The 18417-nt window shown below is 48.5% G+C and carries 18 protein-coding genes; 7 read left to right on the plus strand and 11 right to left on the minus strand.

Going from position 1 to position 18417, the window contains the following annotated elements; translation table 11 throughout:
• Positions 1 to 5 precede the first annotated feature (5 nt).
• From ACNA6I_RS22195 to mnmE, 7 genes are all read right to left on the minus strand, one after another.
• The gene (locus ACNA6I_RS22195) at positions 6 to 713 is read right to left on the minus strand and encodes a DUF554 domain-containing protein (protein WP_048004580.1); all 708 of its coding nucleotides are present in this window, start codon (positions 711 to 713) and stop codon (positions 6 to 8) included.
• A gap of 72 nt (positions 714 to 785) precedes the next feature.
• The gene (locus ACNA6I_RS22200; RefSeq protein ID WP_048004579.1) at positions 786 to 1625 is read right to left on the minus strand and encodes a ParB/RepB/Spo0J family partition protein; all 840 of its coding nucleotides are present in this window, start codon (positions 1623 to 1625) and stop codon (positions 786 to 788) included.
• On the minus strand, positions 1618 to 2379 hold the full coding sequence (locus tag ACNA6I_RS22205; RefSeq protein ID WP_048004578.1) for a ParA family protein: 762 nt from the start codon (positions 2377 to 2379) through the stop codon (positions 1618 to 1620). Before ACNA6I_RS22205 ends, ACNA6I_RS22200 begins: the two co-directional genes overlap by 8 nt.
• A gap of 166 nt (positions 2380 to 2545) precedes the next feature.
• The gene (gene noc, locus ACNA6I_RS22210; protein ID WP_148794326.1) at positions 2546 to 3409 is read right to left on the minus strand and encodes a nucleoid occlusion protein; all 864 of its coding nucleotides are present in this window, start codon (positions 3407 to 3409) and stop codon (positions 2546 to 2548) included.
• Between the two features lie 104 nt (positions 3410 to 3513).
• Positions 3514 to 4230, minus strand: a complete 717-nt coding sequence (rsmG, locus tag ACNA6I_RS22215) for a 16S rRNA (guanine(527)-N(7))-methyltransferase RsmG (protein ID WP_416314198.1) — start codon at positions 4228 to 4230, stop codon at positions 3514 to 3516.
• 14 nt (positions 4231 to 4244) lie between these two features.
• Entirely contained in the window at positions 4245 to 6137 is a 1893-nt protein-coding gene (mnmG, locus tag ACNA6I_RS22220; protein ID WP_048004575.1) for a tRNA uridine-5-carboxymethylaminomethyl(34) synthesis enzyme MnmG, read from the minus strand.
• Positions 6138 to 6182: 45 nt separating this feature from the next.
• The gene (gene mnmE / locus ACNA6I_RS22225) at positions 6183 to 7568 is read right to left on the minus strand and encodes a tRNA uridine-5-carboxymethylaminomethyl(34) synthesis GTPase MnmE (RefSeq protein WP_048004574.1); all 1386 of its coding nucleotides are present in this window, start codon (positions 7566 to 7568) and stop codon (positions 6183 to 6185) included.
• A 416-nt stretch (positions 7569 to 7984) separates the two neighbouring features.
• Between mnmE and ACNA6I_RS22230 the strand changes: the two genes are divergently transcribed.
• Positions 7985 to 8536 carry a GNAT family N-acetyltransferase gene (locus tag ACNA6I_RS22230; protein ID WP_367259432.1) on the plus strand — a complete coding sequence of 184 codons (552 nt, stop codon included), beginning with the start codon at positions 7985 to 7987 and terminating at the stop codon, positions 8534 to 8536.
• A gap of 525 nt (positions 8537 to 9061) precedes the next feature.
• On the opposite strand, the gene jag is transcribed toward ACNA6I_RS22230, so the two are convergent.
• The 4 genes from jag to rpmH form a co-directional block, all read right to left on the minus strand.
• Positions 9062 to 9679, minus strand: coding sequence for an RNA-binding cell elongation regulator Jag/EloR (jag, locus tag ACNA6I_RS22235; RefSeq protein ID WP_048013548.1), 618 nt, complete (start codon positions 9677 to 9679; stop codon positions 9062 to 9064).
• Positions 9676 to 10470: a YidC family membrane integrase SpoIIIJ gene (gene spoIIIJ / locus ACNA6I_RS22240; RefSeq protein WP_048004571.1), complete on the minus strand. Its 795-nt coding sequence runs from the start codon at positions 10468 to 10470 to the stop codon at positions 9676 to 9678. The genes jag and spoIIIJ overlap by 4 nt, the downstream gene beginning before the upstream one ends.
• 143 nt (positions 10471 to 10613) lie before the next feature.
• Positions 10614 to 10988, minus strand: coding sequence for a ribonuclease P protein component (rnpA, locus tag ACNA6I_RS22245; protein ID WP_048004570.1), 375 nt, complete (start codon positions 10986 to 10988; stop codon positions 10614 to 10616).
• 109 nt (positions 10989 to 11097) lie between these two features.
• Entirely contained in the window at positions 11098 to 11232 is a 135-nt protein-coding gene (gene rpmH / locus ACNA6I_RS22250; RefSeq protein WP_079513904.1) for a 50S ribosomal protein L34, read from the minus strand.
• Positions 11233 to 11922: 690 nt separating this feature from the next.
• On the opposite strand from rpmH, the gene dnaA reads away from it, so the two are divergent.
• The 6 genes from dnaA to gyrB all read left to right on the plus strand — a co-directional run bounded on the left by dnaA (position 11923) and on the right by gyrB (position 18372).
• Positions 11923 to 13269: a chromosomal replication initiator protein DnaA gene (gene dnaA, locus ACNA6I_RS22255; protein WP_048004569.1), complete on the plus strand. Its 1347-nt coding sequence runs from the start codon at positions 11923 to 11925 to the stop codon at positions 13267 to 13269.
• A 210-nt stretch (positions 13270 to 13479) separates the two neighbouring features.
• Entirely contained in the window at positions 13480 to 14616 is a 1137-nt protein-coding gene (gene dnaN / locus ACNA6I_RS22260) for a DNA polymerase III subunit beta (RefSeq protein WP_048004568.1), read from the plus strand.
• 169 nt (positions 14617 to 14785) lie between these two features.
• Positions 14786 to 15004, plus strand: a complete 219-nt coding sequence (gene yaaA, locus ACNA6I_RS22265) for a S4 domain-containing protein YaaA (protein WP_048004567.1) — start codon at positions 14786 to 14788, stop codon at positions 15002 to 15004.
• Positions 15005 to 15021: 17 nt separating this feature from the next.
• Positions 15022 to 16140, plus strand: coding sequence for a DNA replication/repair protein RecF (recF, locus tag ACNA6I_RS22270; protein WP_048004566.1), 1119 nt, complete (start codon positions 15022 to 15024; stop codon positions 16138 to 16140).
• Between the two features lie 9 nt (positions 16141 to 16149).
• Positions 16150 to 16404, plus strand: a complete 255-nt coding sequence (gene remB, locus ACNA6I_RS22275) for an extracellular matrix regulator RemB (protein ID WP_048004565.1) — start codon at positions 16150 to 16152, stop codon at positions 16402 to 16404.
• A gap of 48 nt (positions 16405 to 16452) precedes the next feature.
• On the plus strand, positions 16453 to 18372 hold the full coding sequence (gene gyrB, locus ACNA6I_RS22280; RefSeq protein WP_048004940.1) for a DNA topoisomerase (ATP-hydrolyzing) subunit B: 1920 nt from the start codon (positions 16453 to 16455) through the stop codon (positions 18370 to 18372).
• Positions 18373 to 18417: the final 45 nt, after the last annotated feature.

Here is an 18417-nt window from a genome sequence, read left to right on the forward strand (position 1 = left end):
ACTCTTTACGCTTGATACAGATGAAGGAACGAGACGATCACACCGACGACCACAATTCCAGGAAGAAGATTAGCCACCCTGATCTTGGTGATTCCGACCAGATTGAGTCCGATGGCAAAGATCATGATGCCGCCTGTCGCGGTCATTTCAGTGATGAAGGCATCCATGAGTTCCTGTGGGACAAAGCGGTGGATCTGGGTGGCGAACAACGCGATCGTGCCTTGATAGAGGATGACCGGCACAGCTGAGAACATGACGCCGATCCCTAGTGTCGTGGCAAGGATGATGGAGGTGAATCCATCGATGATCGCTTTTGTGAGCAGGACGTCATGGTCTCCCCTGATCCCGCTGTCGAGGGCACCGATTACCGCCATGGCCCCGATCACGAAGATCAGGGTGGCCGTAATGAATCCTTGAGAAATGGACGTGTCCCCCTTCGTACCGATTCTCCTTTCAAGCCACTCCCCAAGGGCGTTGAGCTTTGAATCAAGATTCATCCATTCTCCTAGGGCCGCACCGACCGCTAGAGAGATGATGACAATAAGGAAGTTTTCGCTTTTCAATCCCATCTGCAGTCCCAGCACCGTCACGGCAAGGCCAATTGCCTTCAGTACCGTATCCTTCACATTCTCCGGAATGCGGTGAAGGAGTTTACCGAGGAGCGTTCCCAGGATGATACATATTCCGTTGATGATCGTACCGAATAACACCATTTTTTCTTTCTCCCATCACTCTCGACAAAAAAAGAACCGGCTCGAAGGGATTCCCTTCAGAGCCGGACTCCATCAGTCGTGTTGTTGAAGAAGATCGAGGATCCGTTCAAGGTCTTCTTTCGAAAAGAACTCAAGCTCAATCTTTCCTTTTTTCTTCGATTGTTTAATTGTAACCGTGGTGCCGAACCGTTCCCTGAGGCGCGTCTCCTGCTCCTCGATGAACACGTCCTTGCGTTCTTTTTTCTTCGTTTCACGTGAAACATCGTCGTTCAGTTCCTGTACGAGCTTCTCAAGCTGACGGACATTGAGGGAATCCTTCATGACCCGATTGACAAGCTGGGTCAATCCCTTCTTGTTCTTCAGTCCAAGAAGGGCCCGGCCGTGTCCCATCGTGAGCTTTCCGTCTGAAATCAGTTCCTGTACGGGCTGTGAGAGCCCAAGAAGACGGATGTGGTTGGCGATATGGGGACGGCTTTTCCCCAACCGCTTTGCCAGCTCCTCCTGCGTGATCCCGAGCTTCTCCATCAGCATCTGATAGGCGGCAGCTTCTTCGATCGGTGTCAAATCCTCACGCTGGAGGTTTTCCAGTACAGCCAGTTCCATCATTTGCTTCTCATCAAGCTCCCGTACGACAACAGGTACTGTCTTGAGATCCGCCGCTTTCGCCGCACGGTAGCGGCGCTCACCGACCACGATCTCATAGCCTTTGATGGATTTCCGGACGATGATCGGCTGGAGGATCCCATGCTCCTGGATGGAGGCCTTCAGCTCTTCGATCGCCTGGGGTTGGAAGATCTTACGGGGCTGATAAGGATTCGGACGGAGATCCTTCAGCTTCACTTCCTGGACCGTTTCCTCTTCTTTATTTGCCGTGAACAGGGCATCAAGCCCCTTTCCCAAACCTTTAGCCACTCATCGCCACCTCCTTCGCAAGTTCTAAATACACTTCCGCTCCCCTGGACTTGGCATCATAGATGATGATCGGTTCCCCGTGGCTCGGTGCTTCGCTCAGTCGGACATTACGCGGGATAATGGTTCGATACACTTTATCCTGGAAATATTTCTTCACTTCCTCAATGACCTGGATGCCGAGATTCGTACGGGCATCGAGCATCGTCAAGAGGACGCCGTCGATCATCAGATCATGATTCAAATGCTTCTGCACAAGACGCACGGTGCTTAGCAGCTGACTAAGCCCTTCGAGTGCGTAGTATTCACATTGGACCGGGATGATCACCGCATCCGAAGACGTGAGGGCATTGATGGTCAAGAGCCCCAACGATGGCGGGCAATCGATGACGATATAATCGTAATCGTCCTTCACTTTTTCCAGTGCCTTTTTCAAGCGGACTTCCCTTGAGATGGTCGGAACCAGCTCGATTTCTGCCCCGGCAAGGGAAATGGTGGCAGGTACGATATCCAGATTCTCGACCTTCGACTGCTTGATCGTTTCCTTTACGTCCACATCGTCCACTAAAACATCATATATGCATTGCTGCACGTCTCCTTTTTCCACACCTGCACCGCTCGTGGCGTTTCCTTGTGGATCTATGTCGACAAGCAGGACTTTCTTTCCAATATAAGCTAAACAAGCCCCCAGATTGACGCTGGTCGTGGTCTTACCGACTCCGCCCTTCTGGTTTGTAACGGCTATGATTCTGCCCAAGGTTGTCACCTACCTAGTTTTTTTCACAGTATTCTTCTATTCTAACAAAATTCTCGGAAAATTGTCTGGCAATTTTTATTATGTCGCGAGTTCATATCGACTTTCATCGCCAAAATCCCACAAAAAAAGTGAGAACTGCCTGATTACAGTCTCTCACTCTATGATTCTATTTCTTTTTTGGGATGCGGATGGTGAACTGATAGAATTCCTCATGTTCTTCTTCCTCGGCATCCAGGTTGATCCCGCTGTCGGACACCATATTCAGCGACTGACGGATCGTGTTGACGGCAATCCTCATGTCTTTTGAGAAGGCTTTGCGCTTTGGCTTCGGCTTTTTGTCCGAAGCTTCCTGCATTTTGTTCACACGGTCCTCCGTCTGCTTCACGTTGAGGTTCTTCTCGACAACCTCTTGAAGAAGCTGGATCTGTTTCTCCGCATTCTTCAAGGGAATGAGTGCGCGGGCATGGCGCTCGGTGATCTTCTTATCAAGAAGGGCACCCTGCACCTCTTCGGGAAGCTTGAGGAGACGGAGCTTGTTGGCCACCGTCGACTGCCCTTTCCCCAGGCGCTGTGCAAGGGCTTCCTGCGTCAATTCATGAAGCTCGAGAAGCTTGCCGTACGCGATGGCTTCCTCGATCGGGGACAGCTCTTCGCGTTGCAGGTTCTCGATCAGCGCGACAGAGGCCGTTTCCGTGTCATTCATATTCTTCACGATGGCAGGGACCGTTTCCCAGCCGAGTTTTGACACCGCCCGGAATCGCCGCTCCCCGGCAATGATCTCGAATTGATCTTCGCCGTATTCCCTCACCACGATAGGCTGGATGATGCCGTGTATATGGATCGTCCTCGATAACTCTTCTATTTTATCATCATTAAAAATCGTCCTAGGCTGGAAGCGGTTGGGAACGATCTGAGAGACGGGAATCTTCTTCACTTCATCCCGATCTTCCACTACTGCTGATTCTGTTGATTCTTCCGGCTCTTGCTCCTTTTCACCCAGACCAAAAAAACGAGAGAAAGGATGCTTCATCTTCCTACACCACCTTTAAGAAACTCCCTTTAATACTATTCTCTAAGAAATGACAAGTTCCTGCCTTATTCCCATGACATTTTCCGTAGTACTACGTCAGTTTTCTATTCTAATGGTAATTTATTCGGTGTACCAGGCTTCCTGGGATACTTATTCGGTGTATCTTTCACTTTCTTGATCTGAACGATCGTGCGCTCACTGTTCTCCTCAGGAAGGAGGAAGGAATCGACCTGCTCCGTCTTCCCGCCGAGGGTCGTGATCGCTTTCTTGGCTTTATCCATCTCATCGTTCACACTGGCCGCCTTCATTGCGACGAAATAGCCGCCTTTTTTGACAAGGGGCAGGCAGAGCTCGCTGAGGACCGACATTCTGGCAACGGCACGCGCCGTCACCATGTCGTATGATTCACGGTGGTCCTTATTCTTACCGAATGTTTCTGCACGGTCGTGATGGAAGTGCGTGTTCTCCAGTCCCAGCTGATCCGCTAGATGATTCAGGAACGTGATGCGCTTGTTCAGCGAATCCACGATGGATACATGCAGATGCGAGAAGCAGATTTTGATCGGGATGCTTGGGAACCCGGCCCCTGCACCGACATCGCACAGGGAAGTGATGGAATTGAAATCAACGTAAAAGGCAGCAGAGATGGAATCATAGAAGTGCTTCAGGTACACCTCTTCTTTATCCGTGATGGCCGTCAGATTCATCTTTTCATTCCACTCGACCAAAAGCTCATGGTATTTCTCGAATTGTGCCAGCTGTTCAGAGGAAAGGGAAATCCCCTTTTCCTCGAGACCGGCTTGAAATTCATTGATATTCATACGCAACCCATCCTTTATTGATCACCTGATACTTTTGCAATTTTCCCCTGTTCGATATAGACGAGAAGGATGGAAACGTCCGCAGGATTGACTCCGGAAATACGGGAAGCCTGGGCAAGGGACAACGGCTGTACTTCAATCAGTTTCTGTCTCGCTTCGGATGCAAGACCGCTGATCTTTGTGTAATCGATGTTTTCAGGGATCCGCTTGTTCTCCATTTTCTTCATCTTGTCGACCTGCTGAAGGGATTTTTCGATGTATCCTTCGTATTTCACCTGGATTTCCACCTGTTCTTCCACTTCTGGATCAAGCTCCACTTCATTCGGAACAAGGGATTTCATGTGAGAATAGTTCATCTCCGGACGTTTCAGAAGATCCACTGCCAGGATCCCGTCCTTCAGTTCGCTTCCGCCTGCTTCACGGATCACGGACTGAGTTTCTTCCGTCGGTTTGATACGGGTTGACTTCAGGCGCTCTTTTTCTGCTTCGATCAGCTCTTTTTTCGCTGTGAAACGTCCGTAGCGCTCGTCTGAAATCAGTCCGATGCTGTGACCGATATCGGTCAGACGAAGATCGGCGTTGTCATGACGGAGAAGAAGGCGGTATTCTGCCCTCGAAGTCAATAGACGATACGGTTCGTTCGTACCCTTGGTGACAAGGTCGTCGATCAGCACACCGATATACGCATCGGAACGGCCCAAGATGACTTCCTCTTTATCAAGGGAGCGGCATGCGGCATTGATTCCTGCCATCAGTCCTTGTCCGGCTGCTTCTTCGTAACCGGATGTTCCGTTGATCTGACCCGCTGTGTACAGATTTTTGATCTTCTTCGTCTCAAGGGTCGGCCATAGCTGGGTCGGTACGATGGAATCATACTCGATGGCGTAGCCCGGACGCATCATTTGGACGTTTTCAAGACCAGGGATCGTGGAAAGGATCTTCTGCTGCACATCTTCCGGCAGGCTTGTTGAAAGCCCTTGAACGTATACTTCCTGGGTATTGCGGCCTTCAGGCTCAAGGAAGATCTGATGGCGCGGCTTGTCGTTGAAACGGACGACCTTATCCTCGATGGACGGACAGTAGCGCGGGCCGGTCCCTTTGATCATGCCGGAATACATCGGCGAGCGATGAAGGTTGTCATCGATGAGCTGATGCGTCGTTTCGTTCGTATAGGTCAACCAGCATGGAAGCTGATCGGTGATGTACTTCGTCGTTTCGTAGCTGAATGCTCTCGGTACGTCATCCCCTGGTTGGATTTCCGTTTTAGAATAATCGATGGTCGAACCGTTCACGCGTGGCGGCGTACCGGTCTTGAATCGTACTGTATCGAATCCGAGCTCGCGCAGGTGATCTGCCAGGCGGATCGATGGCTGCTGATTGTTCGGACCGCTTGAATATTTCAACTCGCCGAGGATGATTTCCCCGCGTAGGAAGGTCCCGGTCGTGATGACGACCGTCTTCGCGCGATAGGCGGCACCGGTCATGGTCACGACACCTTTACATTCACCGTCTTCCACGATGAGCTCTTCCACCATTCCCTGCATGAGGGTGATGTTCGGTTCATTCTCGATCGTTTTCTTCATTTCGTTTTGGTACGTGAATTTATCGGCCTGGGCACGCAGCGCGCGTACGGCCGGGCCTTTACCTGTGTTCAGCATCCTCATCTGGATGTGGGTCTTATCGATGTTGCGGCCCATTTCACCGCCGAGGGCGTCAATTTCCCTAACGACGATTCCTTTTGCCGGTCCGCCGACTGATGGGTTACATGGCATGAAGGCGATCATATCAAGGTTGATGGTGACCATCAGCGTTTTCGCCCCCATGCGGGCGGAAGCAAGTCCAGCTTCCACTCCGGCGTGTCCAGCACCAATGACAATGACATCATAATGTCCTGCGTCATATTGCATGGTGATTTATCCTCCTTAAAGGATCACATGATCCTATATACAAATTTATTTCCCTAGGCAGAATTGTGAGAACAACTGATCGATCAAACTGTCATGGACGCTCTCCCCGATGATTTCACCGAGAAGCTCCCATGTTCTTGTCAGATCGATCTGGGCAATGTCGATCGGTATGCCCATTTCTACGTTTTGAATCGCTTCATTGATGCTTGTCGACGCCTGATGGAGCAGGGCGATGTGACGGCTGTTGGAGACATACGTCATATCCCCCGCCTCGATGGACCCATCGAAGAAGAGGGATGAAATGGCTTCCTCGAGCTCATCCACCCCTTCTTCCTCAATCAGGGCTGTGGTCACAAGCTTGTGATTGGCGGCAAGTGCTTCCACTTTCTCCAGGTCGATCTTCCTCGGAAGGTCCGTCTTGTTCACGATGACAATGACGTCCATTCCCTTGACGGCTTCAAACAATTGCTCGTCTTCGAATGTGAGGTCGTCCGCATGATTGAGGACGAGGAGAATGAGATCCGCTTCCTTCAATACCTGTCGCGAACGCTCGACACCGATCCGTTCGACGATATCCTCCGTCTCCCGGATTCCCGCCGTATCGACGAGGCGGAGCGGTACACCCCTGACGTTCACATACTCCTCGATCACATCACGCGTCGTTCCGGGAATATCCGTCACGATCGCCTTGTTTTCATGGACGAGGCTGTTCAATAAAGAGCTCTTCCCGACGTTCGGGCGACCGATGATGACAGTGGACAGCCCTTCACGGAGGATTTTCCCCTGCTCGGACGTCTTGATGAGCTTCTCGATCTCATCACTGACATAGCGCGATTTCTCCAGGAGCACGCTGTGGGTCATTTCCTCCACGTCATCATATTCCGGATAATCGATATTCACTTCCACATGGGCAAGCGTCTCAAGGATTTCCTGACGAAGCTTCTGGATCAGCTTGGATAGGCGTCCTTCCATCTGATTCAACGCCACATTCATGGCCCGGTCCGTCTTCGCCCTGATCAAATCCATGACGGCCTCCGCCTGGGACAGATCGATCCGTCCGTTCAGGAAGGCACGTTTGGTGAACTCTCCCGGCTCTGCCAATCTCGCACCGTGCTTCAACACAAGCTGAAGCACCTTATTCACCGATACAAGACCTCCGTGACAGTTGATCTCAAGGACGTTTTCACGCGTGAAGGTTTTCGGTCCCTTCAGCACGGATACCATGACCTCTTCCACCACCTGCTCTGTCGCGGGATCCACGATATGACCGTAATGGATCGTATGGGAATCCAGTTCCGTCAGCGGCTTGCCTTTCTTGCCCCTGAACACCTGGTCCCCGATCGCAAAAGCGTCATCTCCGCTCAGGCGGACAATGGCAATCGCACCTTCCCCCATGGGAGTGGAGATCGCTGCAATCGTATCGAATTCCATGCGAGTCACCTCTCTTTCTTCTCTTCTTACATCTATAAAAAAATGGCTGTCTCGTTCTAGCAGCCTCTATCATTAAGCAGTGTTTCCCCAAATTATTAGAATAGCACAAACCGATTTAAACCTAAAGAACGGAAAACTGGCAGATACGTCAAATTATCCACAACCCCCATTCTTTCATCCCTCTCATTTTAACTTATCCACATGTGAATAACAATAAACGGCAGGTGAAATTGGCAGGATTGTCACTTATCCAGAGGGCAGGCGCAAAAACATCGGACCCCTTCTATTGTGGTCTGGTAAAATATAGGCATGGGTAACCCGTTGATGTCGTCGAGAAAGATCGTATTTTTTCAAAACACTAAATATCCCTGCGGTCAAACCGATACTATAGCCAACCAGGAAAGGAGCAACACATCATGTTCACCTACAAAATCGACCACGATCTATCATTAAAACTACTTGAACCCCAGGATGCCCAGGCGCTTTTTGAGCTGACCGTCAAATCCCGCTCCCACTTGAAAGAGTGGTTGCCATGGCTGGACTTCACCACCAAGGTGAGCGATACAGAAGAGTTCATTGCCGGAACGATGAAGGGCTATGCCAACCGCAGCAGTCTATCCGCTGCCATCCTCTATCATGGTGAAGTGGTCGGCACGGCCGGATTCAATAACATCAACTGGTCCAACAAAACCGCCTATATCGGATACTGGCTCGGCGAAGGCAACCAAGGGAAAGGGATCATGACCCGGGTGGTCAGTACGTTGACGACCTATGCATTTGAACATTATGCTCTCGACAAAGTGGAAATCCGCGCGGCCGTCGGCAATAAAAAAAGCCGGGGGATCCCGGAACGACTAGGCTATATCAAGGAAGGAACCATCCGTCAGGCAGAATGGCTCTATGACAAGTACGTGGATCACGTAGTATATGGAATTCTTGCAGATGAATGGAAAGAAAAGAGTGAATGATAGGGTAGAAAGGCCGCTCGGGTTGTTGATCCGGGCGGCTTTTTGTCGGTTTTTGATGGGAAGGGGGGTGGCGAAATTTGTCGAAAGGGTTGAAATGGGATGTGGTGGAGACGATTTTTAGGGGTTAGCACCTTTGAACATGATGAAAAGAGGTGGATTTCATCCATTCCGGTTACATTTTTCGGAAGAGCCAAGGTTTTATTACCGACTTTTTCAATTTTACTATCAACTTTTCGAGTTTTATTATCAACTTTCGGCTTTTTTCTACCAACTCTCATTTTTTCAACCGTTTCTACTGCCAACTTTACGGATTTATTTCCAACTTTCAACCTTTATAATCAACTTTCACCGTTTATTTCCAACTTCCAACGTTTATTTCCAACTTCCAACGTTTATGATCAGCCCCTCGTCTATACTATACTCCCTCCACTAAATGACCGCGCCGACACCAGCCATCCAATCAAAAAAAACGACCCAACCGGAACGCCCACTCCAACGAGTGCGTCCCAACTGGGTCGTTTTTGTTTATTTCGGTGAAATCACAATATATCGATTCGGTTCACGGCCTTCCGAGTGGGTCTCCACATCGGTTTGGTTCACAAGGGCCGCGTGGATGACCTTCCGTTCGTAGGATGGCATGGCCTCGAGAGAAACGGGACGATTGATGCGGAGGGCCTTGTCGGCAAGGCGCTTCGCTAGATTCGATAACGTTTCCCTGCGGCGGGCCCTGTAATTCTCCGCATCGAGGAGGATCGTGACGAATTGATCAGAAGAACGATTCGCCACTAGCTGGGCAAGATGCTGAAGGGCGTTCAGTGTCTGCCCCCTTTTCCCGATCAGGAGAGCCATTTTCTCACCAGAGATATTGAATTCCACTTCTCTTCCGCTGCGTTTCTCTTCAATCGACGCTTCCACGCCCATTTCTTTGGCGACTGCCAACAGGAAGTTCTTCGCTTCTTCCACGGGATCGATCGTTTCCTTCACTGCCACGACGGCAGGTTTTCCTCCGAAAAGGCCGAAAAAGGCTTTCTTCCCTGGATCGATGACCGTGATTTCGGCACGGTCCTTTGTGATGTTCAATTGAGACAAGGCTGATTCAATGGCTTCTTCCACCGTTGGACCTGTCACATTCACTTCTCTCACTTCTTCTTGCCCCCTGATTGTGCAGTGGCCTTGGCCGCTTTGACTTCTTTAATATCAGGACCTTTGATGAAATACGTTTGAGCAATCATGAATAGGTTACCTACAACCCAGTATAAGGAAAGGGCGGCAGGGAAGTTGATGGCGAAAATGATGATCATGACCGGCATGATGTAAAGCATCATGGCCATTTGCGGGTTTTGGTCTGCTGTTCCTGCCATCATCAGCTTCTGCTGGATGAAGGTCGTCAAACCGGCAATCAACGGAAGCGCATAGAATGGATCCGGGCTTCCAAGGTCGAACCATAGGAAATTGTGTTCCTTGATGGCCGCTGTACGACTGATTGCGTGATAGAAACCGATCAGGATCGGCATCTGGATGATCAACGGGAAACATCCTGCTAGTGGATTGACGCCATGTGTCTGGAATAACGCCATTGTTTCCTGCTGTAGTTTTTGCTGTGTTTGTGCATCTTTGGAGCTGTATTTCTCACGCAGCTTTTTCATTTCCGGCTGCAATGCCTGCATCGCTTTAGAATTTTTCGTTTGCTTGATCATTAATGGTAGAATCGCTAAACGGATGATCAATGTGACGATGATAATGGCCAGACCGTAAGATCCGAACCCGTCCAATTTCTCTCCGAAGAATGTAATTAATTGTGACAAAGGATAAACAATGTACTCGTTCCAAAAACCGGTACTATCTGAGTTGATCGGCTTATTATATTCTGTACAACCAGATAGAATAGCCATTAGCCCAACAATTGACATCAGGGCTATTATTCTCTTTTTCACCCTCTATTTCCTCCCAACTAATAAGTAATCAAGTGTGATAAAGGATGCGGTTACATCCTATTATGACAAAAGATAGAATCTTTCGTATTGTAACATCTTTTCACAGGTTTGTGCTGAGCAATCCTGTGCAACCCGCAAATAGTTTATGACTTTTTACGAACATTTTTGCCATAAGAACCCCGTTTCAATACTTTCCCTCTATTAAGAACGTGCGTGAGGCTGCTTTTCACCTCATGGAAGTTCATGTCGGCCGCCGGTTTCCTGGCGATGATTAAATAATCGTACTGATCTTTCACTTCTTCCTTCAACTCAAGGAATGATTGTCGAACATACCGTTTGATCCGGTTCCGGCATACGGCATTGCCGATTTTTTTACTCACCGAGATCCCGATCCGGAATGGCTGAGGCTCATCTTTTTTCAAAAAATACAAAACGAACTGCCGATTGGCAAATGACGTCCCTTTTTTGAAGATGTCCTGAAACTCTTCATTCTTTTTCACTCGTTGTTCTTTGCGCATGAATCACACCTAATTTTCTTAATGGTTTTCCCTGCTCAATCTTGCCCAACTGCATGGCCTTTCAATCACATGGATAGAGAAAAAAAGACCACTGAGTCAGTTCAGTGGTCTAAGCAGATAATACTTTTCTTCCTTTGCTACGACGACGAGCTAAAACATTACGGCCGTTTTTTGAACTCATACGTGCGCGGAAACCGTGTACTTTACTTCTTTTACGCTTATTTGGTTGAAACGTTCTTTTCATCTATGACACCTCCCTGAAGGATATCTTTATAAGTTAAAGACATTCTTCACCATTATAAAGATGCCCCCCATCAAAAGTCAACACCGTTCTCATATTATTTTATAGTGGGGAAATGTGGCATCGATTTCCCCGAAAAAATCTTCTCGCGAGTCTCGATGAGATCCTCCTGCCTAACCATTCATTTTCTGCGAGCTGCATGTGAAAAACTTCTGCCTCCTCCAGAAAGGAAGATCTCTTTTCCTTCTACAACTATCATCCACGATTCCCCGAAAACGTCTCTGTGGATAGATTTCGACATGCTTTTAAATTATCCACAACACATACTGACAACTTTTTCACATATTCTTTGCCTGTGGACAAAATTATTCCACAAGGAAAAGGGGTTGTGGATAAAATTTTTAAAGCATTGCACCGCTTAGGATATTTTGATATGATTATTGTGTTTTCACTCTTAATAACGTGAACAGCCAAATATGTTTATCCACAATTTGTGGATAGTTTGTGGGTAACTTATTCAGAGGCTTTGTAAAACGTTGTCCACAAGTGGTGGATAATGTCGAAAAACCGAGTTTCTTCCTTATAATATAATTTCTCCACATTCAAAGCGTTGTATGTTTATGAACACTAGCGATTTAGCACTTATACATGTTGTACAGAGGTTATACAAAGAGAGAAAAGGAGGGATCAGGGTTGGAGAATATCGGGGATTTATGGGCAAAAGCCTTAGAAAACATCGAAAAGAAAATCAGCAAGCCCAGTTTTGATACATGGCTCAAATCGACCAAGGCTCATTCGATCCAAGGCGATACGCTTGTTATCACTGCACCGAATGAATTTGCCCGGGATTGGCTTGAAGGACGCTACTCACAGCTCATTTCAGGTGTACTATACGATATTACCGGTGAAGAGCTGCTGATCAAATTCATCATTCCTCAGAATCAAGAACCCGAGGAATTCGATATACCGCTTCCGCCAAAGAAGGCATCGAAGGATGATGAGCATCAGGATCTCAACCAGAATATGCTCAATGCGAAATACACATTCGACACATTTGTCATTGGATCAGGGAACCGCTTTGCCCATGCCGCTTCACTCGCTGTAGCGGAAGCCCCGGCAAAAGCGTACAATCCGCTGTTCATCTATGGGGGCGTAGGACTGGGAAAAACCCACTTGATGCACGCCATCGGTCACTACGTACTCGAACATAATCCTTCTGCGAAGGTTGTCTACTTATCTTCCGAGAAATTCACGAATGAGTTCATCAATTCCATCAGGGATAATAAAGCCGTCGATTTCCGCAATAAATATCGAAATGTCGACGTGCTTCTCATTGATGATATTCAATTCCTGGCAGGAAAAGAACAAACGCAGGAAGAGTTCTTCCATACATTCAACACGCTGCATGAAGAAAGCAAACAGATCGTCATCTCAAGCGACCGGCCTCCAAAAGAGATCCCGACGCTTGAAGACAGACTCCGCTCCCGTTTCGAATGGGGTCTGATCACGGATATCACGCCACCTGACCTTGAGACCAGGATTGCGATCCTTCGCAAAAAGGCGAAGGCGGAAGGCCTTGATATCCCGAATGAAGCGATGCTGTACATTGCCAATCAGATTGATTCCAATATCCGGGAGCTTGAAGGAGCCTTGATTCGTGTCGTGGCGTATTCATCTCTCATCAATAAAGATATCAACGCGGACCTTGCCGCTGAAGCATTGAAAGATATCATCCCGAGCTCCAAGCCGCGCGTGATCACCATCCAGGAGATCCAGCGCGTCGTCGGGGAGCATTTCAATGTGAAGCTTGAGGACTTCAAAGCGAAGAAGCGTACGAAGTCCATTGCGTTCCCGCGGCAGATCGCCATGTACCTATCCCGTGAAATGACCGACTCTTCTTTACCGAAAATCGGGGAAGAGTTCGGCGGACGGGATCATACGACCGTCATCCACGCCCACGAGAAGATCAGTACGCTCCTTGGGGCCGATGCGTTGCTTCAACAGCAGCTGAAAGATATTCGTGAAACGCTGAAAAACTGATTTTTTCACCCACAGACCAAGTGGGCCATGTGAATAACCCGAACCAGATAGCACACAGTCTGTCCACATGTGGATAGGCTGTGTTTCCGTTCGATTCACATACTTATCCACATATCAACAGGCCCTATTACTATTATTACTACTTTTTTAAATAAATTATTATTATATGTGCGTCCTAAAAAATTATGTGCAATTGGGAGGAAATTGATCATGAAATTTGTTATCCAGAGGGATAAACTCGTGCAAAGCGTCCAAGATGTCATGAAAGCCGTCACATCCAGAACAACGATTCCGATTTTGACAGGAATCAAGATCATTGCGACAGAAGATGGTGTTACGCTGACTGGAAGCGACTCCGATATCTCGATCGAATCGTTCATCCCGAATGAAGAAGAAGGAAAAGAGATTGTGGAAATCATGCAGCCTGGGGGAATTGTCCTTCAAGCGAAGTTCTTCAGTGAAATCGTCAAGAAGCTTCCGAGGGATACAGTGGAGATGGAAGTATTGAATCATTTCCAAACGGTGATCCGTTCCGGTCAGGCCGAGTTCAACTTGAATGGTCTTGACCCCGAAGAATATCCTCATCTTCCGCAGATTGAAGAAGGAAACGGGATCAAAGTGTCGACAGACCTTCTGAAGACAATGATCCGCCAGACCGTGTTCGCAGTGTCCACCTCAGAAACACGCCCGATCTTGACAGGTGTAAACTGTCAGGTTGAGGACGGGTCGTTAAGCTGTATTGCAACAGACAGCCACAGGCTCGCCATGAGGAAAGCACCGATCGAAACGAATCATGATGCATCATACAATATCGTCATTCCTGGTAAGAGCCTGAACGAACTGAATAAGATCCTTGATGATACGGATGAGCCTGTCGAGATCGTCATCACCGAGAATCAAGTCCTGTTCAAGGCGAAGCATCTGCTGTTCTTCTCAAGGCTGCTGGAAGGTAACTACCCGGATACGACGCGCCTGATCCCGACGGATACGAAAACCGGAATTACCCTCAATACGAAAGAATTCTTGCAGGCCATCGACCGTGCGTCCCTCCTTGCAAGGGAAGGAAGGAATAATGTCGTCAAGCTTTCGACTCTTGAAGGCGGTATGATCGAGATTTCTTCCAACACACCTGAGATCGGGAAGGTCATCGAGCAGGTTCAAAGTCAGTCCATCGAGGGAGAAGAGCTCAAGATCTCCTTCAGTGCCAAATACATGATGGACGCCCTGAAAGCCATCGAAGGAACGGAAATCCATGTGAATTTCACAGGAGCCATGAGACCGTTCGTCCTTCGTCCGCTCCATGACGACTCCATCCTTCAGCTGATCCTGCCGGTCCGTACGTACTGATCGAAAAGCCAATGCCGATTAAAGGCGTTGGCTTTTTCCTTTCTTAAAACAGTTAACGCCTTTTTCATTCCGGACCCTCCAGCTCCCAATGTTTCAGCTGGTTGTGACTTGTCCCGGTTTAGAGTAAAATAAACTATTAGAGACTTTACACGGAAAGTAGTGATTCGAAGTGGCACAACCAATCAAGATCGAGACGGAAATCATCACACTCGGACAATTTCTCAAGCTTGCCGAAGTCATTCAATCTGGCGGCATGGCGAAATGGTTCCTGAGTGAATATGAAGTATATGTGAATGGTGAACAGGATCAACGCAGGGGCAGGAAACTGGCGGTGGGAGATACCGTTGAAATCCCAGAAGTGGGGACGTTTGTTGTTACCGGAGAATAATAAAGGATGTCGTGTCCATGTACATTGAACAATTAGAGCTGAAAAATTACCGGAATTACGAGTCCATCGATGTGACGTTCGAGAATAAAGTGAACGTCATTCTCGGGGAAAATGCCCAGGGGAAAACGAATATCATGGAGTCCATCTACGTTTTGGCCATGGCCAAGTCCCACCGTACATCAAATGACAAAGATTTAATCCGTTGGGATGAGGAATATGCTAAAATAAAAGGTAGGATACAAAAACATAATGGGCCGATACCTTTAGAGCTTGTGCTATCGAAGAAAGGCAAAAAGGCAAAATGTAACCATCTGGAGCAGCAGAAGCTGAGCCAGTACGTCGGAAATATGAATGTGGTTATGTTTGCCCCTGAAGATCTCCATCTCGTAAAAGGGAGTCCTCAGGTGAGACGCCGTTTCATCGATATGGAAATAGGCCAGGTTTCGCCTGTTTATTTGCATGATATCAGTCTTTACCAGAAAATTTTACAGCAGCGGAATCATTATCTGAAACAATTGCAGACAAGGAAGCAGAAGGATCAGACGATGCTTGATGTGTTGACTGAGCAGTTCATCGAAATGGCTGTGAAGATCACAAAGAAGCGGTTTGAGTTTGTTCGTATGCTCGAAAGTTGGGCCAAACCGATTCATTCAGGCATATCAAGGAATCTTGAAACCCTCGAAATCCTATATAAACCGTCTTTAGAGGTATCAGATGATCAAGAATGGTCGAAAATGGTAGAGATATATGAACGGAAATTCGATCAGATCCGTGAACGTGAAATCGACCGCGGGGTGACCCTGGTGGGACCTCATCGGGATGATCTTCAATTTATCGTGAATGATCGAGATGTCCAGACGTTCGGTTCTCAGGGACAACAGAGGACGACGGCTCTGTCGGTGAAGCTTGCGGAAATTGAATTGATCCATTCGGAGATCAAGGAGTACCCGATCCTGCTTCTCGATGACGTTTTGTCCGAACTTGATGATTATCGACAGTCCCACTTGCTCAATACCATACAAGGGAAGGTTCAGACCTTCGTCACCACGACGAACGTCGATGGGATCGACCATCAGACCCTGAATGAAGCAACCACATTCCACGTGGAAGCCGGTACGATGAAAAGATTGAAATGAGGTGTTACCTTGTACATTCATGTAGGAGAAGATGTCATGGTGCGTACGGATGAAATCATTGCCATTATCGATCGTGACACCGTTCAATTTTCAGAGGAAATACAGCGTCTGCTTAAACAAAAAGATAAAGACCTTTGCAATCTCGCAAAGGGTTCATATAAATCTCTCGTCATCACGTTCAATCAGCTTTATTTATCCCCGCTTGCTTCAAGCACATTGAAGAAGCGCTCCAAGAAGTACTCAAGTTATGAGAACTTACTATAGAATTCAAAAGCCCTGAAGGTTAGAAAGTGTAGGTGAATCAGTATGGCTATGGACCAACAGCAAGGTCAATCCTATGATGAAAATCAGATACAGGTTTTAGAAGGGTTAGAGGCCGTCAGAAAAAGACCGGGTATGTATATCGGTTCCACAAGCGGTCGAGGCTTGCACCATCTCGTGTGGGAAATCGTCGATAACAGTATTGATGAAGCACTCGCAGGATACTGTGATCACATCGAGGTCATCATCGAGAAAGACAACAGCATTACCGTCAAGGATAACGGACGCGGTATCCCAGTCGGGATCCACGAAAAAATGGGGCGTCCAGCAGTCGAAGTCATCATGACGGTCCTTCACGCCGGAGGTAAATTCGGCGGCGGCGGATACAAAGTGTCCGGCGGACTTCACGGTGTAGGGGCATCCGTCGTGAACGCCCTGTCCACCGAGCTTGAAATCTATGTGCACCGGGAAGGACACATCCACTATCAGAAATTCGAGAAGGGTGTTCCGAGCTTTGATTTGAAGGTGATCGGTGATACGGATAAGACCGGTACGATCATCCACTTCACACCGGATCCCGAGATCTTCACGGAAACGACGGAGTATGACTATGATACCCTCGCGAACCGGATCAGGGAGCTTGCCTTCCTGAACAAGGGCATCCAGATCAGCATTGAAGATAAGCGCGGAGAGGAACCCCGCCGCAAGGATTTCCACTACGAAGGTGGGATCAAATCCTACGTGGAGCATTTGAACAGGACCAAGGAAGTCATCCACGAAGAGCCGATCTTCATTGAAGGTGAGCGGGATGACATCACCGTTGAGATCGCCATTCAATACAATGATGGATTTGCAAGCAACATTTACTCGTTTGCAAATAACATCCATACCCATGAAGGCGGTACCCACGAATCAGGCTTCAAAACGGCACTGACACGGATCATCAATGATTACGCCAGGAAGAACAGCGTCTTCAAAGACAGTGATGCCAATCTTTCAGGGGAAGACGTACGTGAAGGACTCACTGCGATCATCTCCATCAAGCACCCTGATCCGCAGTTCGAAGGCCAGACCAAGACGAAGCTCGGAAACTCGGAAGCCCGTCAAATCACGGATACGCTATTCTCCGAGCATCTTGAAACCTTCCTCCTGGAGAACCCGGTCGTCGCGCGTAAGGTCGTGGAAAAAGGACTCATGGCGGCACGTGCACGTATGGCTGCCAAAAAAGCCCGTGAACTCACACGCCGTAAGAGTGCACTGGAAGTTTCAAGCCTGCCTGGTAAACTGGCAGACTGTTCGTCCAAGGACCCTGGTATCAGCGAAATCTACGTGGTTGAGGGTGACTCCGCCGGTGGATCTGCCAAACAGGGGCGTGACCGTCACTTCCAGGCGATCCTTCCACTGCGTGGTAAGATCATCAACGTCGAAAAAGCACGCCTGGATAAGATCCTGTCCAACAATGAAATCCGTGCCATCATTACAGCGCTCGGAACAGGAATCGGTGAAGACTTCGATCTATCGAAGGCGCGCTATCATAAAGTCGTCATCATGACCGATGCCGATGTCGACGGTGCCCATATCCGGACGCTGCTTCTGACATTCTTCTATCGTTATATGAGGCAGATCATCGAAGCGGGTTACATCTACATCGCACAGCCGCCATTGTATAAGATCCAGCAGGGCAAGAGGATCCAGTACGCTTACAATGATAAAGAACTCGACAGGATCCTCGGGGAGATCTCCCCGACACCGAAACCGGGCATCCAGCGCTACAAAGGTCTTGGTGAGATGAATCCGGAGCAGCTTTGGGAAACAACCATGGATCCGGAATCACGTACGCTTCTCCAAGTCAGCCTTCAGGACGCCATCGAGGCAGACGAAACGTTCGAGATCCTCATGGGTGACAAAGTAGAACCGCGCCGGAACTTCATCGAAGAAAACGCCGCCTACGTCAAAAACCTGGATATCTAAAGAAAAGCGGACGGGCTTCGCCTGGGGCGACAAGCGTAAGACGGG

Origin of the sequence: Rossellomorea sp. FS2 (assembly GCF_047915635.1) — a bacterium.
Classification (GTDB): Bacteria; Bacillota; Bacilli; order Bacillales; family Bacillaceae_B; genus Rossellomorea; species Rossellomorea marisflavi_A.